The sequence below is a fragment of the Solitalea agri genome (assembly GCF_023914155.1).
GTDB lineage: Bacteria > Bacteroidota > Bacteroidia > Sphingobacteriales > Sphingobacteriaceae > Solitalea > Solitalea agri.
Window position 1 is genome coordinate 71,267 of record NZ_JAMWYS010000053.1, and the last position, 18,102, is coordinate 89,368.

An 18,102-nucleotide genomic window follows, 5' to 3' on the forward strand; every position below is an offset into this window, starting at 1 on the left:
TTATTTTTAGTTTATGAAGAAAGAAAGTTTATTAGTCATTGCATTATTAACCTTGTTAAGTTTTGGCGGTAACGCACAAACGACACAACCTAAAGGAAAGCTATTTATCATTGGCGGAGGTAAACGCTCCGGAGCCTTAATTGATCGGATGATCACAGAGGCAGGTCTTAGTAAAACCGACTACGTAGCTATTTTACCATTAGCCAGTGAAGAACCTGACTCGGCATATTATTTTGCCAAACAACAATTTGAAAAGGCAGGATTAAAGACGGTTAATTTCAACTTTACAGCAGTTAAATCATTAAGCAATATAGCTGTTGATTCTATTGCTAAAGCAAAACTCATTTATCTGCCAGGTGGCGATCAAATTCGGTTTATGAGTTTACTGTCTGGAACCCAAATAAAAGAGGCCATTACTGAAGCCTATTTCAATGGATCAATGGTTGCGGGAACCAGTGCAGGAGCAGCGGTAATGAGTAAAGAGATGATAACAGGCAATGAGTTGCTACATACCGATTACGAATCAACAGCCCAATCGATTGAAGGCGAGAATATAGAAATCAAAGAGGGTTTAGGGTTGTTGCCGATGGCAATTATCGATCAGCATTTTTTAATCAGAAGTCGGCATAACCGATTGTTAAGCGTGGTTGTTGAGTACCCAGCTAAAAAAGCCATTGGCATTGATGAGTCAACGGCAATTTTGGTGAAAAACGGATGGGCTGAAGTTGTTGGTGATTCACAGGTATTGGTTTATAAGAATCCAACCAAATCAAAATCACTTCAAAATCATAAATTAGGTGCCAGGGGGATATTGTTAGATATTTACCTGCCTGGTGAAAAGTTTGCATTGTAATTTCAATTTGATTGGTGATACAGTTCGGATTTATAGTTATCAATAATCTCAATTTGACTGTCTCATTCGTTTTTCAAGGTCTTTCATCTTTAAACTCACAACTCTCCCAATGGGTTTACCGTTACGGTAGGTTATAGCTTTAAATGTATCAGCTCCTTTGGGAATTTCCAAGGGCTGTGAATATAGTGGATAGAAATTATCAGGATCGGGGCCTTCAAATGAATAATAAATGGTTAATCCTTCAACCTCAGTATTTACGCTGATCAAATAATTCCCCTGATTATTTTTATTAACTTTTATGACCGGGTCGAATGAGCTGCGAGAATAATTGATTTCGGCATTGTCAAAGCGTTTGAAATGGATTTCCATCCGATGTACAAAATCATTCCAGTTTCTGCTCTCCTGTGGCGACCAAAATACTTCTGAAAGTGCAAATGCTCGTGGCCAAACCATATATTCAAGATGGCGTGTATTCGGAATGTTTTCAGTCCATACATTTGCTTGTCCACCTAAAATGAATTTTTTATCAATGCCTTCAGGAACAGGGTTTAAGCTATAGGAAGCACTAAGCCTGTTAACCGAATAAGTTTTGTATTCAACATCTGGGTCACCTTGATATAAATCCAGGTAACAATATTTATCAGGAGTCATAATGACATTATGCCCCAGATTTGCTGCATCTACACCTCCCTTTAATCCCCGCCACGACATAACGGTAGCTTCCGGAGCTAAGCCTCCTTCCAAAATTTCATCCCAGCCAATCATTCGTTTACCTTTACTAATGATCAGCTGTTCCATGCGATGAATAAAGTAACTCTGCAGGCCTTCCAAGGTTGAGATGCTATCGGTTTTCATACGAGCTTTACATTTTGGACATTTTTCCCAGAATCCTTTGTAACATTCATCGCCTCCAATGTGTATGTACTTACCCGGAAACATAGCAGCTACTTCTGTTAACACCGAATCCATTAACTCAAATGAGCACTCATTGCCAACGCAAAGTGAATTTTCAATTTTCTTGTAAAACTTGTCACCTACATTCGGTTTAAAATTGCCTCCAAAACACGATAATTCAGGGTAGGCCGCCAAAGCAGCTAATGCATGCCCCGGCACATCAATTTCGGGTAAGACCGAAATATTGCAGGCTGCGGCATAATCAACAATTTCTTTTACATCTTCCTTGGTGTAAAATCCTCCATAGGTAGATGCTTCATTATCGTCTTGCGGACTTTGCGTCCACCATTCTCCCATACGCGGAGCCCGCCAGGCACCAACACTGGTTAGCCTTGGGAAACTTTTTATTTCAATGCGCCATCCCTGATCATCAGTCAAGTGCCAATGAAAGACATTGTATTTATACCTCGCCATATTATCGAGGTATTTTTTTATATACTCTTTAGAGAAGAAGTGTCGGCAAACATCCAGCGACATTCCTCTCCATCCAAAACGTGGGTAATCAATAATTTCGGCACAAGGTATTGACAGATTTTGATTAGGCTTAGCTTTTACAGCCATAATTTCTGGAGGGAAAAGCTGAACTAAACTTTGCATCCCATAGAATAATCCGGCAGCTGTGTTAGCAGTTAATTCGATGCAGTTGGTATGTATTTGTAACCGGTAGCCTTCATTTCCAATGGTAGAATCAGGCAGTCCGGATATATAAAAACGAATTGATTTCTCTTTACCTAAAAACTGGTTTTCGTGAATGAGAATATGTTGGTTTCCGGTGGAAGTCGCAACTGTTTCTTTAAAAAATGTCGCGACAGATTTGCTGCTATCGTTATTGTAAACCAATAAAACATTAGGAGTTAGGAGAAAATTCCCCGGAAAGGTTTTAGCAGAAACTGGTTTGGGAATAATATTAATTAATGAATCCTGTGCTTTGGAAACGGCACAAATCATACCCATTAATACAATCAGCAAAAGTTTTTTGAACATCCGGAAAATCTTCTTTTGGTTTACGAGGTCCGAAAATAGCGATTTTTTGCCTTGAATCATTCTAAGGATTGTCTTTATACATGTAGCCTCTGTTTACTTATAGAGTAATCTAATAAGGATAACTAATTCGTTATTAATTAACAATCACGTATTTGTACTTATAAATAAAATACTTAACTTAAATACTTTTGACAGTACAACCATCAATAACTATGAAACTAATAAGATATCTTTCTGCAGTTATCATACTCTATTCAATATTGATTTTTGGCGGATGTTATAAAGCGAAAAGGCATGAAATAAAATTGCCCGAAACTGTTTATATAACTTCTTTGCTTTCTAAAGGAAAGGACAATTTTATTTTAAGTAATGTTAAATGGGACAATTACTCTCAAAATCATTATGTATTAAATATTGATTTGAAGAATATTCCGATCAAACTTAAGGAGAACAACCTGTCGAGTGTTTACCTGATGAAAAAGTTGGAGGATAATACTTTTTCTCGGTATAAACTCGATGACAACCTATTTGATTTCGAATTTAGGGAAGATCAACTTGTTGTGTATTGTAATATTGTAAAGGAAACAAAGATGGAGGGAGATATTTTAAGTTTTGAAGTAAACCCCTAAAAAAAATAATTATAGAAGTTTGTTTAATAGTTTTTTTCCTCTTGAATGGATCCCTGCGGATCCATTTTTCATTAAAAAAATAATTTGCGAGCTTAATTCCTCCTTGATCCAATCATATCGGCTACTTAGGTTGTACAATGCTTCCATTGAAAATGCAATAACAGCAGTACGTGTTTTGTTATTTATCAGCCATTCGAATAAAGTTTCAATGATGTGTTCAAAATCCATTGCTTCAAGCATTGTTCTTATTCTTTGATCATACTTGTTGCCCGACAAATGGCGTGTATATTCCTGGGCTATTTTCGCATAATGCCTTTTACAGCTTTCATTCTGCACTTCCTTAAACCTGCTGAAAAAATAAGGCAGCGAAGGTAAAAACATTGACTGGTGACTAAACGCAATTTGTTCAAGTATCCAGGATGCTCTGAATCCAGTTTCTTTATCGTTTGAAAAAGTTAAGTTAATGAGGTCGTTAACAGAAACGTTATTTTTTATAAGTTCTGAAGTGATTTTGAGTACTTCTTTTTTGGTAAGGGTTTTAGAAATTCTCTTTGTAAGCTCTTCCATCGTTAAATTCTGCTGTACAAAAATCGAAAACAATCCTTAACTTCATAACCCTAAATTTAAAGTTATGCTCGACAATCTTTTAAACCTTGTGAAGCAATATGCAGGAGATGCAATTGTTCAAAATCCTGACGTTCCGAACGAACATAATGAAGCCGCAATAGAGACTGCGTCAGGTTCAATATTCAGCAGCTTACAGAGTCAGGTGTCTGGCGGAGGATTATCTAATGTTTTAAGCATGTTTACTGGTGGCGGTGGACAAAATAGCTCGGTTACTAGTAATGCGATGGCAAGCGTTGCCGGTTCATTAATGGAGAAATTTAATCTTGACCCATCAAAAGCACAGGGTATAGCAGCTACATTGGTTCCACAAGTTTTAAGTGGTTTGGTAAGTAAAACAAACGACCCCAATGATTCGAGTTTTAATATCAATGGGATCTTTAGTTCGTTAAGCGGAGGTAAAACTGACGGAGTTAATTTTGATGATGTACTTACTAAGCTAAAGGGGAGTGATGGTAAGTTTTCACTCGATGATATTACCGGGCTCTTTAATCAACAAGGAGGAGATCAAGGTGGCGGTATAATGGACAAACTCAAAGGCTTGTTTGGCAGTTAATCAAGATTAGGTAGAGATACTATAATTATGATAAAGCAGAATGATTCGTTGTTCTGCTTTATTTTTTATACTGATATATTACTTTTTTATAGCCAAATGCTTCAAAAAAAGGAGTTAACACTTTTTGGGCACTTATTTTTGTTTGATCTAAAATTCCGGCTTTGAGAGCTGTTGCACCTAATTGCGCTTCAGCACTTTTGTAGGCTTCATCAACCAATTCAGCCTCTACCAAAAAAGCATAATTCGTTTGATAAACTTTGGAATTTTTATGGTCGATCTTATAATAACAAAGCTCTGGTTGGGGTAAACGGATTGTTAGAACAGTGTCTGAAACAGTAATGTCATCCTTAGTAACCTTGGTTAAATCAATGCACCCGACAGCTTCACCACTAACAATCAATAAGGCTTTTGGGTCGGGCAGCCACTGACGGATTATTTCATGTTCAACAATGTCTTTGAATTTGTAACGAACTAATTCCAGTTTTCCCAATGATTCAATTTTGTCGAGGATGACGTGATGTACAGTGGTAGAAGAGGTGTCGTTTTTTCCACAGGTTCTCATTGTAAGCACACCTAAAATCAGAACCACCACCCATGGGAAAATGCGTACAAAATCTGAACGTTGTTTTTTCTTTTCAATGTAACTCATTCTTAAATTTAAAATTTAAGATGTTTAAACGGTAATTTATGGGTGGGTTTTTTAGTGTCAAATGGTATTTTTTTCAATTATTTTGTTTTGAGGTGTTTTGACAACTAATTGATAAATAGTTTTTTGAGTTTATTTAAAAAGAAGTGAGCTGGAAATACCCGGCAAATCATAATACAGATTGCATGAAAGTGTTTTTCAAATAGCTGGGAGTTTATATATTTGCAACCCCACGCGCGGATGGCGAAATTGGTAGACGCACCATCTTGAGGGGGTGGCGCCCGCAGGGCGTGTGAGTTCGAATCTCATTCCGCGCACAATTAATTTTAGAATTTAGAATTACAATTGCAGATTTCTAAAATTTCATTCCTAAATCTAAAGTTATTACCGCCCAGGTGGCGAAATTGGTAAACGTTGCGGTCTCAGAAGCCGTTGGGAATACCCTTGCGAGTTCGAGTCTCGCCCTGGGCACAAGATTAAAACAAAAAAAAACACCTGTAAGTATATGATTTACAGGTGTTTTTTATTTCCCCTATCCTAATAATCCATTCTTTCTTTTCCTATTTTTAGTAAACTATAACCTTAATTCAGTTATGTGGATATTCTACGCCTTGTTATCGGCTTTGTTCGCTTCGCTCACTGCACTATTTGCCAAACTGGGGATTGTCAATGTGAATTCAAACCTGGCAACTGCAATCAGAACTATTGTAGTATTAATAATGATATGGTTGATCGTTTTTGCAAGGGGAGAGGTTAAAGGTATGCCAGATATCTCAAAGAAAACCCTGTTTTTTCTTGTTATTTCAGGAATTACAACAGGGTTGTCGTGGATATTTTACTTTAAAGCATTACAATTAGGTCAAGTTTCGCAGGTAACAATTATTGATAAGTCGAGCCTGGCACTTACCATATTGTTGTCGGCGTTTTTTTTAGGTGAAACGTTAACAATTAAAACATTAATCGGTGCGGCTTTAATTATTGCCGGAACACTCGTAATTGTATTAAAATAAGTTTTAAATCAATGGTTAACACTATTGTAACCTAAAAACAATTGGAAGTAAATAATTGAAATTTACCTTTTCGCCATCATGAATTCCAGGTTCCCAACTTGGAAGTGAATTAACCACCCGTAGTGCTTCTGTGTCGAGATCGGTAGTTAGTCCCTGCTTAATACGAGCATTAATGATTTGGCCATTTGGATTGACAACAAATTGAACCAAAACCTTTCCTTCAATTCCCAATCTGCGCGACACGGAAGGATATTTAAGGTTACGACTCAAAAAATTAAGTAGGGTATTAGTTCCTCCCGGAAATTCAGGTCTTTTATGAAAAACAGTATGGTTCTTTTCAGCGCCGGTAGAATCATAACAGTGGCCTTCAACCAACGAATCGAGCTTATAAATATCTTTACGTTTTAACTGCCCCCCTTTGTAATAAGTCGATACAGTTCCATCGAACTTATTCTCATAATAGTTTACAACTTCTTTAAGTTCCCCATTATCAAACCAATATTGGCATTTACCACTGAGAATCGCTTTTTTCATATTAGAAAAAGATTCTTCCATTTTAGGTTTGCCGCTGATATAGGAGATTTTTCTGATCCCGGCGATTGAGTCGCTCATAATTATTTCCTGCTTATAAGTAGCAAGAGATTCATTTTCAACTTCTTTGTAATCATTGTTCAGGTACTTAACCTGTGCAAATGCTCCAAAACTTAATAATAGAAATGAGGGCAATAACAATAAGTTTTTCACGGTATAGTATGTGTTTAAGTGATTAATTGCTGTATATACTTCAATATTAAGAAAAATAACTAACAGGAAGATTGTTGATTCATAAAAAAGCAAGTCGTTATCTGGAAAAACAGCTATAAAAACAAACAGGAATCGATTCCTATCAATTCCTGTTTGTGTGATATTAGAGTGATTGTTGTTAAAGACTCTTGATCCATTTTACAAGTTCATCACGGTTTTTACCTAGTTTTTGTTGCAGACGACCAAGAAGTTCATCTTGTTTCCCTTCTTCGTATCTTAAATCATCTTCTGTTAATTCAGCATAAGATTGTTTGATCTTTCCTTTGATTTCATTCCATTTTCCTTTTAACTCTAAGGTGTCCATAACATTAAAATTTAGTTAACATTAATTGAATTAAGTAAAATTGGTATCAAATCTTATTAATGAGTTTTTCATTAAATGGCAAATATTCATGCCAGCAAATAGCAAACGCTAGATTATAGGTGATTAAGCATTAAACGGAGACAAATAGTAAATTTAACAGCTTGATTTAGTGGAATTTTTACCTCAGGAATTATCAATTATCCCAAATTCGTCAGCAAATCTTTGATGGCAGGATATGTGTTGCTTTTAACCATGTCGAAATTATCATTGCTAACCCAAACAACCTCCATAATATCCTCTTCTGTTTGAGGAACAAGTTGCTGATTTCCATCATAGTTCATTGAAAACCAGTATGTTCTTTTTAAAACCACTTCGTCTTTCAACTTATACATATGGTAGGTAGAAGGAAGTTCCTGGCCAACAGAACTGATCGTAACACCACATTCTTCTTCAACTTCACGAATAGCACACTCAACAATCGATTCATTTTTCTCAAGTTTGCCCTTAGGTAAATCCCATTTATTTAAACGATAAATGAATAGATATTCATCATTTTTATTTTTAACCAAGCCTCCGGCCGCCTCTATATAGCGGAATTTTCTTGTTAAATTTTTCAATGCACGTTCCGGAGATTCAGTTTCTAATACTATTGCTTTTGGTGAATCACCTCGTAAAATTTTTTCTATCTCAAAGGTTATATTATCTTCATTTACAGTAAATATTATTGTATCTTTTGGTAAACCATCGGGTTGAATGATAAAAAGGGGTGTGTCCTTAATATAAATTATATACCTTTGCGCCATGTCTTTAAAGAATGAATCCGCTGTAAAGATTGCAGAGTTTCTACTGCAAATTAAAGCAATAAAATTGCAACCCGATAATCCATTCACTTGGACTTCGGGCTGGAAGTCGCCTATTTACTGTGATAACCGTGTGTCGTTATCGCATCCAAGTGTTCGTACGTACATCCGTCAGCAGCTAACAAGTCTCGTTAATGAAGAATTTGGTTCTGTTGGTGCCATTGCAGGGGTAGCCACCGCAGGTATTCCTCAAGGAGTTTTAGTAGCGCAAGATTTAGGGTTACCATTTGCGTATGTTCGCTCAGAAGCTAAAAAGCACGGAATGGGCAATATGATTGAGGGTGAGTTAAAACCTGGAGAACGCGTTGTCGTAGTTGAAGATTTGATTTCAACAGGAAAAAGCTCATTGGCTGCCGTTGAAGCTTTACGTGCCGCAGGCTGCGATGTTGCTGGTTTGGTATCTATTTTTAATTATGGTTTTGCTCAATCTGAAGAAGCATTTAAAGAAGCAAAATGTGTTTTTCATAGCTTGAGTAATTACAATGTTTTAATTGAAACCGCTTTGAAAAATGGTTTCATTGCTGAGTCGCAATTAGAAAACCTTAGCCAGTGGAGAGAAAACCCGTCACAATGGGGGCAATAATCGGTTTTAAATAATTTCAATATAAAACAAGGGCCAAAGTTTAATCTTTGGCCCTTGTTTTTAGTAAATAAACTGTTTTATAGGTCGACCGCTTTTCCGGCATTTACCCTTCCACTGCCGAAATAATCATCTTTTCCGGGTTTTCCTTTGTCATCTGCTGATCGTTTTAAGATTGATTCAACCTGCGCAGGAGAAATGTTGCCATTGTATTTGCCAACAATTAACGCTGCAACTCCTGCGGCGTGTGGCGTAGCCATACTTGTGCCTCCACTCCAATACCATGAATTGTTGCCTGTGCTAAATACCAAATCGAAGGCATAGCAAGGGGCTCCAATAACCACAGAGCAATTTCCGGTAACAGATGGATAAATATCTCCTCCCGGAGCCGCAAGGCTCACCCCCGAAGTACCAAAGTTGGTGTAAGTGGTCGGCACATCTAAATCAGTAGCAAAATTCTTAGCCCAGCCAATAGGCGATGAAGCGGAAATGCTGATCACATGCGAGCAATTGGATGGGTAATGCTCCAGATCTTTTGAATGATTAAAGTCGATAGCCTCATTTCCTGCGGCGGCAATTAGGGTTACTCCTTTTTGATAAGCATAAGTGGTTACCCGGTTCATGGCAACTAAAAGTTGTTGAATCTCATTAGTTTCATTTATAACACCATCAGCTGTTTTTTCTTGTAAATGATGAGGGATAATTACTCCAAGGCTCATGTTAATAACATTAGCGCCATTATCGGCAGCATAAATTATTCCTTGCATTAGCCATGAAAAATCACCTGAACCTGAATCTCTTAATACTTTAACAAGCATTAATTTGGCTTCGGGAGCTACTCCAATAACACCAAAAGCATTATCTGCAGCAGCAATTGTTCCGGCAACATGTGTTCCGTGGCTAAATGGACTGGCTGATGCGAATGCCAATGTTTCTCCCGGAACAAAGTTTTGGCTGATACCAAGATTGATATTTGGAGCAAGGTCCGGATGATCCAAGTCAAAACCTCCGTCTAATACTGCAACAGTGGCTCCGTTTCCTTTGTATCCTTTCGCCCAGGCTTCTTTAGCATCAATAGCTAACATTCCCCACTCTAACGGAAAGTAAAAATCATCATCGGGTGAAGGAAAACCTGTATGTGATTCGGAAGAAAGATCTTGAGAAACTACATTTTCATTAGGATCAAACCATTGGGCCCTGATATCGTGGATCACAGCCTGTACACCTTTGATCTTCGAGGCCTTGCTAATAAAATCCGAGTCATCAGAGCTTACAAAGGCAAGCCCGATTTTATTCAGCTTTCCATTAAATTTTCCTCCAGATTTTTGAATTTCACTCTCAATATCAGCGGGTAAGCTATTAGTGCTTTGCGCAATTACGATGAAATTATTTGTGAATTCATAAGCTTGAGAAGAACTTTTTCCGGCTGATAATGATTGTAGTTGATTGTTTTGCTTGGTGACATTAAGTGCATTGTTTTTCTGAACTTCATCTTGTTTAGAACATCCAAACAATAAGCTTGCAAGTAACATTCCGCTTAGAATGTGTTGAGAGAGAGCATGAATTTTCATAAAGAGAGTTTTTAGAGTTTTATAGGTAATATTTAAGGTTTATTAGGTTAATAAATCTACTTAAATACTTTAATAAAATAAACGACAGAATGAATTCTTTAATAAAAGTATTGATGTTTAGCCTTTATTTATCTGAAAAAAAATCAGGTTTTTTAAAGATTGATGCGACAATTTGTCGTATGTATTTTGTTTTTACTGAAAGTTTTTCTGATTAACTTTAATTCCCCCATTTGGATAATTCTTTGATGAAGCTTTGTTTGAGGATTTAACTTATGAATTTTAACAACTTCACAATTAAAGCACAGGAAGCGGTAAATAAAGCTTCCGAGATTGCAATGGGCTTTCAACAGCAATCCATTGAGTCAGCACATTTACTTAAAGGAATTCTTTCGGTGGATGAAAACATTGCCACTTATCTTCTTAAAAAATTAAACGTAAATATTCAGCGTCTTGAGACGGGATTGGATGAACAGATACAATCGTTTCCCAAGGTTTCCGGCAGTGGTCTTTATTTGTCAAACGACGCCACAAAGGCATTGCAAAAGGCAAATGCTTATTTAAAAGAGTTTAACGATGAGTTTGTTTCCATAGAACATATTTTGTTGGGAATTTTAAGCGGGAATGATAAAACCGCTGTTCTTTTAAAAGATCTGGGAGTAAATGAGAAGGATCTTAAAAAAGCGATTAACCAGCTTAGAGGCGGCAGTCGGGTTACTGACCAAAATGCAGAGGCAACATATAATGCGCTAAATAAATATGCCAAAAACCTGAACGAAATGGCCCAACAGGGCAAACTCGATCCGGTAATTGGTCGAGATGAAGAAATTCGTCGTGTAATACAAATCCTATCCCGCCGAACTAAAAACAATCCAATACTTATCGGGGAGCCTGGTGTGGGTAAAACCGCCATAGCCGAAGGTATTGCTCATCGGATTGTTAATGGCGATGTTCCTGAAAATCTTAAAACAAAAACGATTTTCTCTTTGGATATGGGAGCCCTGATTGCAGGTGCCAAATACAAAGGCGAGTTCGAAGAGCGCTTGAAAGCGGTGGTTAAAGAGGTGCAGGGTTCCGATGGTGAGATCATCATGTTTATTGATGAGATTCACACACTTGTGGGAGCCGGTGCTTCTGAAGGAGCAATGGATGCCGCTAATATTTTAAAACCAGCCTTGGCTCGCGGTGAACTGCGTTCTGTTGGGGCTACTACACTGAATGAATATCAGAAGTACTTTGAAAAGGATAAAGCCTTGGAACGTCGTTTTCAAAAAGTGATGGTTGAAGAACCAAATAGGGAAGATGCTATTTCAATTTTGCGTGGTATTAAGGAACGGTATGAGTCGCATCATAAAGTTCGTATCAAAGATGAAGCGATAATTGCTTCAGTTGAACTTTCGCAACGTTATATTTCTGATCGATTTTTACCTGATAAGGCTATCGACTTAATGGATGAAGCTGCGGCAAAATTAAGGTTGGAAATGGATTCAAAACCCGAAGCATTGGATGAGTTGGATCGTAAGATTATGCAGCTCGAAATTGAAAGGGAGGCTATTAAACGTGAAAACGATGAGCCTAAACTTGCTCGATTGAATGAAGAAATAGCAAATTTAAGTGAGCAACGTAATGATTTGAAGGCCAAATGGCAAGGTGAAAAAGATCTGGTAGAGGAAGTTCAAACCAAAAAGAAAGACCTTGAGAGTTATAAACTGGCGGTAGAGCAAGCCAAACGTAATGGTGATTTTGCCTATGCTTCGGAATTGCAGTATGGAAAATTACCTGAAACCGAAAAACAAATTGAAGAGCTGAATCAAAAGCTCGATGAAATGCAAAATGGCCAACGAATGCTAAAAGAAGAAGTTAATGCTGATGATATTGCAGGTGTGGTGGCTCGATGGACGGGTATTCCGGTTAATAAACTGGTTGAAAGTGAGAAGCAGAAGCTGTTAAATCTTGAAGAAGAGTTGCATAAACGTGTGGCCGGACAAGAAGAAGCAATTGAGGCAGTAGCAGATGCAATCAGGAGGAGTAGGGCCGGTTTACAGGATCGTAATCGCCCGATCGGTTCATTTATTTTCCTAGGAACCACAGGTGTTGGTAAAACAGAGTTAGCCAAAGCTTTAGCCGAAATTTTGTTCAATGACGAACATAACATGGTTCGTATAGATATGTCCGAATATCAGGAGCGTCACGCTGTTTCTCGCTTGATTGGTGCTCCTCCGGGATATGTTGGGTACGATGAAGGTGGGCAATTAACGGAAGCCGTTCGTCGTCGCCCATATTCGGTTATTTTACTTGATGAGATCGAAAAAGCTCATCCGGATGTGTTCAATATTCTATTGCAGGTGCTAGATGATGGTCGTTTAACAGACAATAAAGGCCGAGTGGTTGATTTTAAAAATGCGCTTATCATCATGACCTCAAATATTGGTTCTCAAATCATTCAGGAAAGTTTCCTGGAAATGGATGAGTTCAATAAGGACGAAATAATAGCCAGAACTAAAAATGAGGTTTTCGAACTGATGAAGAAAAGTGTTCGTCCTGAATTTTTAAACCGAATAGATGAAGTGGTGATGTTTACACCATTGGACAGAGATGAAATCGGGAAGATCGTTCGTATTCAGTTCGCAAGTGTACAACGTACTTTACGTGAAATTGGAATTGAAATGGAAGCAACAGATGATGCTTTGGATTGGTTGGCACAATTAGGTTATGATCCACAGTTTGGTGCACGTCCGTTAAAACGGGTAATGCAGAAACGGATTTTGAATGAGCTTTCCAAACAAATTTTGTCGGGAAAGGTTCAAAAGGAATCAAAAATTAAACTCGATATGTTTGATAATCAGTTTGTTTTTTATAACACCAATGAAAGTGAAACTGCAAAATCATAAGAGATTTATAAACAAAGAAGTCCGGCCATGCCGGACTTCTTTGTTTATGTAATGTTTTGTTAATTCTGATCGATTTATTCAAATGAATTCAAACGCTGTGGGGTTTGGAGCATAATCGATTGGAAACTATCCAGGATCAGTTGCATTTCGTCCTGAACTCGCTTAATGCGCCAAGCCTTAAATTGATCCTTAGTCTGGCGATTCTTTTCTTTTTCCTCGTCAATATCGGTAATTGTTTCCTCACTAATCACTTTACCGTTTTGGCTTAAGGTCGATTTTATCTTAAAATCATAAAACCGGTATTGATATACTTTACCTTTTACACGAACCTCTGTTTTATAATCCATTTTGATCTTACAGTTCTTGTTTTGCGGTAATTGGTCTTCAAACGCATTAGTACCATGTCCGTTGAAATATCCTAATGTTTGATTAATGCTATCGGCTACCGATGTTTTAAAAGTAGGATAACGATCATTCAACGGTGCAAACCAAGCCGAAAACCATTCCTCACTATTTTTTTTCAGTAATGATTCTTTTAAATCCGTTGAATCGGCACCAGAAATCTCAAACCAACCCTTTATTTCTTGAGGTTTTTCTCCTTTAGCCAATGCCTTTTTGGTAGAATCCGTGGCTTTTATATTTTTCTTAGCAGAAGCTTTTTTTAATGAATCCAGTTGCTTAGGCGAAAGCTTAAGCTTACCCTTTTTTGAAAGAGAGTCAAGAGAACCGGTTTTCTTTAAAGAAGTAGATTTCTTATTAAGAGAGTCTACAGGCTTTTTTAAACCTTTTCCAGCGACTTTCTTAGTCGAGTCTACACCAATTACTGTTTTCTTTACCGCAGTTTTTTTCGTTGAGTCAATACCTGCGAATGCTTTCTTTACAGCAGCTTTCTTTAACGAATCAGCTGGTTTGGCTGTTTTTTTTGTTGCAATAGCCTTTTTGCTTAATGAGTCCGTTACCTTTGTTGCTGAGGCCTTAGTCGTTTTTTTTGCCAATGAGTCAACGTGTTTCGATGCTTTTTGAGCAGAGGTTTTCTTTAACGAATCTTGCGCTGTTGTTTTTTTCGTAGTTTGGTTTTTTGCTGTAGAATCGGTAGTCGTTGTAGTTTTCTTTACTGTTGATTTTGGGGTTGTTTTAGTTGGTGCTTTTTGAGCCTCAACTACAATCGGTAATAGGAAACAAATAAAGAAGAGCAGTTTTTTCATTCTAAGTATGGTTCAATTTTTTTTCGCAAAATAATATAAATTCTTTGATTACGGGCATTCTCTGACATTCGTCATTTTTCAGATTGACCTTAATTCAATACTTTTGAACCGTTTTCATTTATTTAATGACTTTATACTCCCAAGTTCAATCACTTATTAAAAAAGAATTAGTGCTCGAGTGGCGCTCTAAATATGCCATTAACGGTATTTTGCTGTATATAGCGGCAACGGTCTTTATTTGTTATCAATCCTTTAAAAAGGTAGAGCCTGTAACCTGGAACGCCCTTTTTTGGATCATAATGCTCTTTGCTGCAATTAATGCCGTGGCTAAAAGCTTTATGAATGAAAGCAAGGGGCGTCAGTTGTACTATTATACTTTGGTTAGTCCGCAGGCCATAATCATATCTAAGATCATTTATAACTTTTTGCTGATGATCGTGTTGTCGGTAATTGCATTGTTCTTTTACAATGTTGTTTTTGGCAATTCAATAGGTGATGTTCCATTATACCTGGTAAGTGTATTGCTAGGAAGCTTGAGTTTTGCCACTTCATTTACAATGATTTCGGCAATTGCCTCTAAAGCGGGTAACAATGCAACCCTTATGGCCGTATTGAGTTTCCCGGTCGTAATTCCTGTTTTAATGGCAATTATCAAACTTTCTAAAAATGCCATGGATGGGCTCGATCGTTCGGTCAGTGTTGATGAAATGATGCTTTTGCTGGGTATTAATGTAATTATATCAGCCACATCTTTATTGCTCTTTCCGTATCTTTGGCGCGAATAAATTAGTTTAAATTCTACCGGAAGATGATCAATGGGTCATCTTTCATAATAAAATAATACTATATGACGAAGAATTGGTGGAAACTACTAGCTGTAGTGTTTATCATTTATACAATTATTGCAGGTTTACTTTTTAAAGTGCCGCATTTAGCCATTTTACATGAATCTATCCGTAATCTATATTTTCATGTGCCAATGTGGTTTACCATGACTATGTTATTCTTGTCCTCTGTTATTTACAGTATTAAGTATTTGAAAAGCGGTAATGAACAGGATGATCTTAGAGCTGTTGAATTTGCAAACGTAGGATTGATATTTGGGATTTTGGGCTTATTTACGGGGTCATTATGGGCAAAATTTACCTGGGGTACCTGGTGGACCACCGATCCCAAACTAAATTCAGCGTTGATAGCGATCCTTATTTATTTAGCTTATTTGGTTTTAAGAGGATCTTTAGATGAAGAACAAAAACGGGCACGGATTGGGGCTGTCTACAATATTTTTGCTTTCCCGGTTATGATCGTTCTAGTTTTTGTATTGCCGCGTATGACGGATTCTTTACATCCGGGGAATGGCGGAAACCCAGGTTTTGGTAATTATGATCTTGATTCAAATATGCGTCTGGTGTTTTATCCGGCTTGCATGGGATGGATTTTACTCGGCTTTTGGATTGCCCAGATTCGTTTCAGAATGCGGAAAATGGAAAACTATTTCCTTTCAAAATAAATTAAAACGAAGCTCTCTTAAATCTTAAATAATACACGAAAATGAAAAAATACATTTTGAGCCTGGTTTTAATATTAGTTTCTATTGCCTCATTTGCTCAAAACAATGGTACGGTTGAAATGGCCGATGAAATGCGCGGTTCGGGAAAAATTTATGTGGTTATAGGTGTAATGACTATCATTTTTATAGGCATTGCCTTTTATCTTTTCTCTATCGACAAAAAACTTACGAAACTCGAAAAAGATCACAATCAGTTAAGTAAATAAAACTGATTGTAATCTTTCGTTTCTATAATATCCTGTGCCATTTTTTAGCATCAATACCTCTACCTATTATGCAAGTTTCATATAAGGATATAAAGCGTTATTTGAAGGTCGGTTTTAAGATTGTTGATGAGAAAATTGAAAAACAAGCTGTTGTTATTTAAAATAAAGTAGTTTAAATCGCTGATTGATTATCAGGTCGTAATCCTTTGATTATAAATGAGTCAAATGCTTAAGTATTTATTGCTGAAGTGTTTGGCTTTCTTTATTTTTAATAGACCAATCAATCAGTTTATGGCAAAGCAATCTATCAAAATGCCATCTCATGAAATAAGTTTCTGGGATGATGTGTGTGCCTATTTTAATCACGCTGCCTCGTTCACCAATCATCCCAAAGATATTCTTGAAATGATTCGTAAGTGCACAAGCATTTATGCATTTCAATTTCCTATTCGAAAAGGAGATGGTTTTGAGTTGATTTCCGCCTGGCGTGTTGAACATTCGCACCATGAACTGCCTACTAAAGGAGGTATCCGCTATAGTGAATTTGTAAATGAAGATGAGGTAAAAGCTTTGGCAGCATTGATGACTTACAAATGTGCCATTGTAAATGTTCCTTTTGGCGGAGCAAAAGGAGGTGTTAAAATAAATCCAAAGAATTATACCGAGCGAGAATTGGAAAACATTACCCGTCGCTACACTTCGGAACTTATCAAAAAGAACTTTATTGGCCCTGGTATAGATGTTCCTGCCCCCGATTACGGAACAGGCGAACGTGAAATGTCATGGATTGTTGATACCTATCAGGCCTATAACCCAGGGCAAATTGACTCAAATGGCTGCGTTACCGGGAAACCCTTGGCGCAGTATGGTATCGCCGGACGGAGAGAAGCCACTGGAAGAGGCGTTTCTTTTGCAGCCCGGGAATGTGTAAATGTGGCCGAGGATATGAAGAAGTTGAAATTGTCGTCGGGGATGGAGGGTAAACGGGTGATTGTTCAGGGCTTAGGAAATGTGGGTTATTATTCGGCAAAATTCATTCAGGAATTAGGGGGGATCATCGTCGGTCTTTGCGAGTATGAAGGTGCTATTTATGATTCAAAGGGATTAGATGTGGATGAGGTTGTGAAGCATCGAAAAGAAACCGGGTCAATTTTGAACTATAAAAAAGCTAAGAATTTTAAAAACAGCAACGAAGGCTTAGAGCAGGAATGTGATATTTTAGTACCTGCAGCTTTAGAAAATCAGCTGCATGATGGAAATATTAAAGAGATAAAAGCTAAAATAATTGTAGAGGGGGCAAATGGTCCGACAACCCCGGATGCTGCCGCTGCATTTATTAAAGCAGGAGGTCTTATAGTCCCCGATATGTACGCTAATGCGGGCGGGGTAACAGTTTCCTATTTCGAATGGTTAAAGAATCTTTCACATGTTTCTTTTGGTCGAATGAACAGACGGTTTGAAGAAAATGCTGCCCGAAATATGGTTGATATGATAGAACGATTGACAGGCCAGTCTATTAGCCCTGATCAACGTAGACTTATTGTAAAGGGAGCTTCAGAGCTTGAATTAGTTAATTCAGGCTTAGAAGAAACCATGGTTGATGCTTACCATGAAATCAGGGAGATTAAAATGGCCGATAAAAAAATTAACGATCTGCGGGTAGCAGCCTTTGTTTGTGCTATCAACAAAGTGGCTACATCGTACAAGAATCTTGGCATTTTTCCATAAAAATATTATTGGTTGCTTTAATTGTAGGTAATTAAAAATCTGATTATCAGTTTATTATTTGTATATTTTAATAATCATTAGGTGATGATCAATTGCCCAAACTCATTATTTTGATCTATTGATCATCAAT

Annotated in this window: 18 protein-coding genes and 2 tRNA genes; 12 read left to right on the forward strand and 8 right to left on the reverse strand. The window is 37.4% G+C overall.

What is annotated here, in order from left to right; all coding sequences use genetic code 11:
- Positions 1-13: 13 nt before the first annotated feature.
- Entirely contained in the window at positions 14-853 is an 840-nt protein-coding gene (locus NF867_RS14870; RefSeq protein WP_252589119.1) for a cyanophycinase, read from the forward strand.
- Between the two features lie 48 nt (positions 854-901).
- On the opposite strand, the gene NF867_RS14875 is transcribed toward NF867_RS14870, so the two are convergent.
- Positions 902-2,791 (reverse strand): beta-N-acetylhexosaminidase, encoded by a 1,890-nt coding sequence (locus NF867_RS14875; RefSeq protein WP_252589121.1) that lies wholly within the window; start codon positions 2,789-2,791, stop codon positions 902-904.
- A 212-nt stretch (positions 2,792-3,003) separates the two neighbouring features.
- Here NF867_RS14875 and NF867_RS14880 point away from each other — a divergent pair, with 212 nt between their 5' ends.
- Positions 3,004-3,420, forward strand: coding sequence for a hypothetical protein (locus tag NF867_RS14880; protein ID WP_252589123.1), 417 nt, complete (start codon positions 3,004-3,006; stop codon positions 3,418-3,420).
- 9 nt (positions 3,421-3,429) lie between these two features.
- Here NF867_RS14880 and NF867_RS14885 read toward each other — a convergent pair whose 3' ends face one another.
- Entirely contained in the window at positions 3,430-3,987 is a 558-nt protein-coding gene (locus NF867_RS14885; protein WP_252589125.1) for a hypothetical protein, read from the reverse strand.
- A 64-nt stretch (positions 3,988-4,051) separates the two neighbouring features.
- Between NF867_RS14885 and NF867_RS14890 the strand changes: the two genes are divergently transcribed.
- Positions 4,052-4,600 (forward strand): DUF937 domain-containing protein, encoded by a 549-nt coding sequence (locus NF867_RS14890; RefSeq protein ID WP_252589127.1) that lies wholly within the window; start codon positions 4,052-4,054, stop codon positions 4,598-4,600.
- Between the two features lie 58 nt (positions 4,601-4,658).
- Here the strand turns inward: NF867_RS14890 and NF867_RS14895 are convergent, their stop codons facing one another.
- The gene (locus tag NF867_RS14895; protein ID WP_252589129.1) at positions 4,659-5,249 is read right to left on the reverse strand and encodes a DUF4230 domain-containing protein; all 591 of its coding nucleotides are present in this window, start codon (positions 5,247-5,249) and stop codon (positions 4,659-4,661) included.
- Positions 5,250-5,480: 231 nt separating this feature from the next.
- Between NF867_RS14895 and NF867_RS14900 the strand changes: the two genes are divergently transcribed.
- The 3 genes from NF867_RS14900 (at position 5,481) to NF867_RS14910 (ending at position 6,256) form a co-directional block, all read left to right on the forward strand.
- Positions 5,481-5,563, forward strand: a tRNA-Leu gene (locus NF867_RS14900).
- Between the two features lie 72 nt (positions 5,564-5,635).
- Positions 5,636-5,717, forward strand: a tRNA-Leu gene (locus tag NF867_RS14905).
- Positions 5,718-5,839: 122 nt separating this feature from the next.
- On the forward strand, positions 5,840-6,256 hold the full coding sequence (locus NF867_RS14910; protein WP_252589130.1) for an EamA family transporter: 417 nt from the start codon (positions 5,840-5,842) through the stop codon (positions 6,254-6,256).
- Positions 6,257-6,277: 21 nt separating this feature from the next.
- Here the strand turns inward: NF867_RS14910 and NF867_RS14915 are convergent, their stop codons facing one another.
- From NF867_RS14915 to NF867_RS14925, 3 genes are all read right to left on the reverse strand, one after another.
- Positions 6,278-7,000, reverse strand: coding sequence for a TonB family protein (locus NF867_RS14915; protein ID WP_252589132.1), 723 nt, complete (start codon positions 6,998-7,000; stop codon positions 6,278-6,280).
- Positions 7,001-7,178: 178 nt separating this feature from the next.
- A complete protein-coding gene (locus NF867_RS14920) occupies positions 7,179-7,364 on the reverse strand; it encodes a CsbD family protein (protein WP_252589134.1) in 186 nt (61 codons plus the stop codon).
- 197 nt (positions 7,365-7,561) lie between these two features.
- Positions 7,562-8,167 (reverse strand): NUDIX hydrolase, encoded by a 606-nt coding sequence (locus NF867_RS14925; RefSeq protein WP_252589136.1) that lies wholly within the window; start codon positions 8,165-8,167, stop codon positions 7,562-7,564.
- Between NF867_RS14925 and pyrE the strand changes: the two genes are divergently transcribed.
- On the forward strand, positions 8,166-8,807 hold the full coding sequence (gene pyrE / locus NF867_RS14930) for an orotate phosphoribosyltransferase (protein ID WP_252589138.1): 642 nt from the start codon (positions 8,166-8,168) through the stop codon (positions 8,805-8,807). The genes NF867_RS14925 and pyrE overlap by 2 nt on opposite strands.
- Before the next feature lie 77 nt (positions 8,808-8,884).
- Here the strand turns inward: pyrE and NF867_RS14935 are convergent, their stop codons facing one another.
- The gene (locus tag NF867_RS14935; RefSeq protein WP_252589140.1) at positions 8,885-10,375 is read right to left on the reverse strand and encodes a S8 family peptidase; all 1,491 of its coding nucleotides are present in this window, start codon (positions 10,373-10,375) and stop codon (positions 8,885-8,887) included.
- A 272-nt stretch (positions 10,376-10,647) separates the two neighbouring features.
- Here NF867_RS14935 and clpB point away from each other — a divergent pair, with 272 nt between their 5' ends.
- A complete protein-coding gene (gene clpB / locus NF867_RS14940) occupies positions 10,648-13,263 on the forward strand; it encodes an ATP-dependent chaperone ClpB (RefSeq protein ID WP_252589142.1) in 2,616 nt (871 codons plus the stop codon).
- Between the two features lie 74 nt (positions 13,264-13,337).
- Here clpB and NF867_RS14945 read toward each other — a convergent pair whose 3' ends face one another.
- The gene (locus NF867_RS14945; protein WP_252589143.1) at positions 13,338-14,468 is read right to left on the reverse strand and encodes a hypothetical protein; all 1,131 of its coding nucleotides are present in this window, start codon (positions 14,466-14,468) and stop codon (positions 13,338-13,340) included.
- Between the two features lie 125 nt (positions 14,469-14,593).
- Here NF867_RS14945 and NF867_RS14950 point away from each other — a divergent pair, with 125 nt between their 5' ends.
- From NF867_RS14950 to NF867_RS14965, 4 genes are all read left to right on the forward strand, one after another.
- The gene (locus NF867_RS14950) at positions 14,594-15,253 is read left to right on the forward strand and encodes a heme exporter protein CcmB (RefSeq protein ID WP_252589144.1); all 660 of its coding nucleotides are present in this window, start codon (positions 14,594-14,596) and stop codon (positions 15,251-15,253) included.
- Positions 15,254-15,315: 62 nt separating this feature from the next.
- A complete protein-coding gene (gene ccsA, locus NF867_RS14955) occupies positions 15,316-15,978 on the forward strand; it encodes a cytochrome c biogenesis protein CcsA (RefSeq protein WP_252589145.1) in 663 nt (220 codons plus the stop codon).
- 41 nt (positions 15,979-16,019) lie between these two features.
- Positions 16,020-16,244 (forward strand): CcmD family protein, encoded by a 225-nt coding sequence (locus NF867_RS14960; RefSeq protein ID WP_252589147.1) that lies wholly within the window; start codon positions 16,020-16,022, stop codon positions 16,242-16,244.
- 291 nt (positions 16,245-16,535) lie between these two features.
- Complete coding sequence (locus NF867_RS14965) at positions 16,536-17,972, forward strand: Glu/Leu/Phe/Val family dehydrogenase (RefSeq protein ID WP_252589149.1); 1,437 nt, start codon at positions 16,536-16,538, stop codon at positions 17,970-17,972.
- Positions 17,973-18,102: the final 130 nt, after the last annotated feature.

Coding starts and splice junctions, on each gene's coding strand:
- NF867_RS14950 (WP_252589144.1), top strand. CDS start 14,594: ATGACTTTATACTCCCAAGTTCAATCACTTATTAAAAAAGAATTAGTG.
- NF867_RS14910 (WP_252589130.1), top strand. CDS start 5,840: ATGTGGATATTCTACGCCTTGTTATCGGCTTTGTTCGCTTCGCTCACT.
- NF867_RS14935 (WP_252589140.1), bottom strand. CDS start 10,375: ATGAAAATTCATGCTCTCTCTCAACACATTCTAAGCGGAATGTTACTT.
- NF867_RS14880 (WP_252589123.1), top strand. CDS start 3,004: ATGAAACTAATAAGATATCTTTCTGCAGTTATCATACTCTATTCAATA.
- NF867_RS14945 (WP_252589143.1), bottom strand. CDS start 14,468: ATGAAAAAACTGCTCTTCTTTATTTGTTTCCTATTACCGATTGTAGTT.
- ccsA (WP_252589145.1), top strand. CDS start 15,316: ATGACGAAGAATTGGTGGAAACTACTAGCTGTAGTGTTTATCATTTAT.
- clpB (WP_252589142.1), top strand. CDS start 10,648: ATGAATTTTAACAACTTCACAATTAAAGCACAGGAAGCGGTAAATAAA.
- NF867_RS14870 (WP_252589119.1), top strand. CDS start 14: ATGAAGAAAGAAAGTTTATTAGTCATTGCATTATTAACCTTGTTAAGT.
- NF867_RS14885 (WP_252589125.1), bottom strand. CDS start 3,987: ATGGAAGAGCTTACAAAGAGAATTTCTAAAACCCTTACCAAAAAAGAA.
- NF867_RS14925 (WP_252589136.1), bottom strand. CDS start 8,167: ATGGCGCAAAGGTATATAATTTATATTAAGGACACACCCCTTTTTATC.
- NF867_RS14965 (WP_252589149.1), top strand. CDS start 16,536: ATGGCAAAGCAATCTATCAAAATGCCATCTCATGAAATAAGTTTCTGG.
- NF867_RS14875 (WP_252589121.1), bottom strand. CDS start 2,791: ATGTTCAAAAAACTTTTGCTGATTGTATTAATGGGTATGATTTGTGCC.
- pyrE (WP_252589138.1), top strand. CDS start 8,166: ATGTCTTTAAAGAATGAATCCGCTGTAAAGATTGCAGAGTTTCTACTG.
- NF867_RS14920 (WP_252589134.1), bottom strand. CDS start 7,364: ATGGACACCTTAGAGTTAAAAGGAAAATGGAATGAAATCAAAGGAAAG.
- NF867_RS14890 (WP_252589127.1), top strand. CDS start 4,052: ATGCTCGACAATCTTTTAAACCTTGTGAAGCAATATGCAGGAGATGCA.
- NF867_RS14895 (WP_252589129.1), bottom strand. CDS start 5,249: ATGAGTTACATTGAAAAGAAAAAACAACGTTCAGATTTTGTACGCATT.
- NF867_RS14960 (WP_252589147.1), top strand. CDS start 16,020: ATGAAAAAATACATTTTGAGCCTGGTTTTAATATTAGTTTCTATTGCC.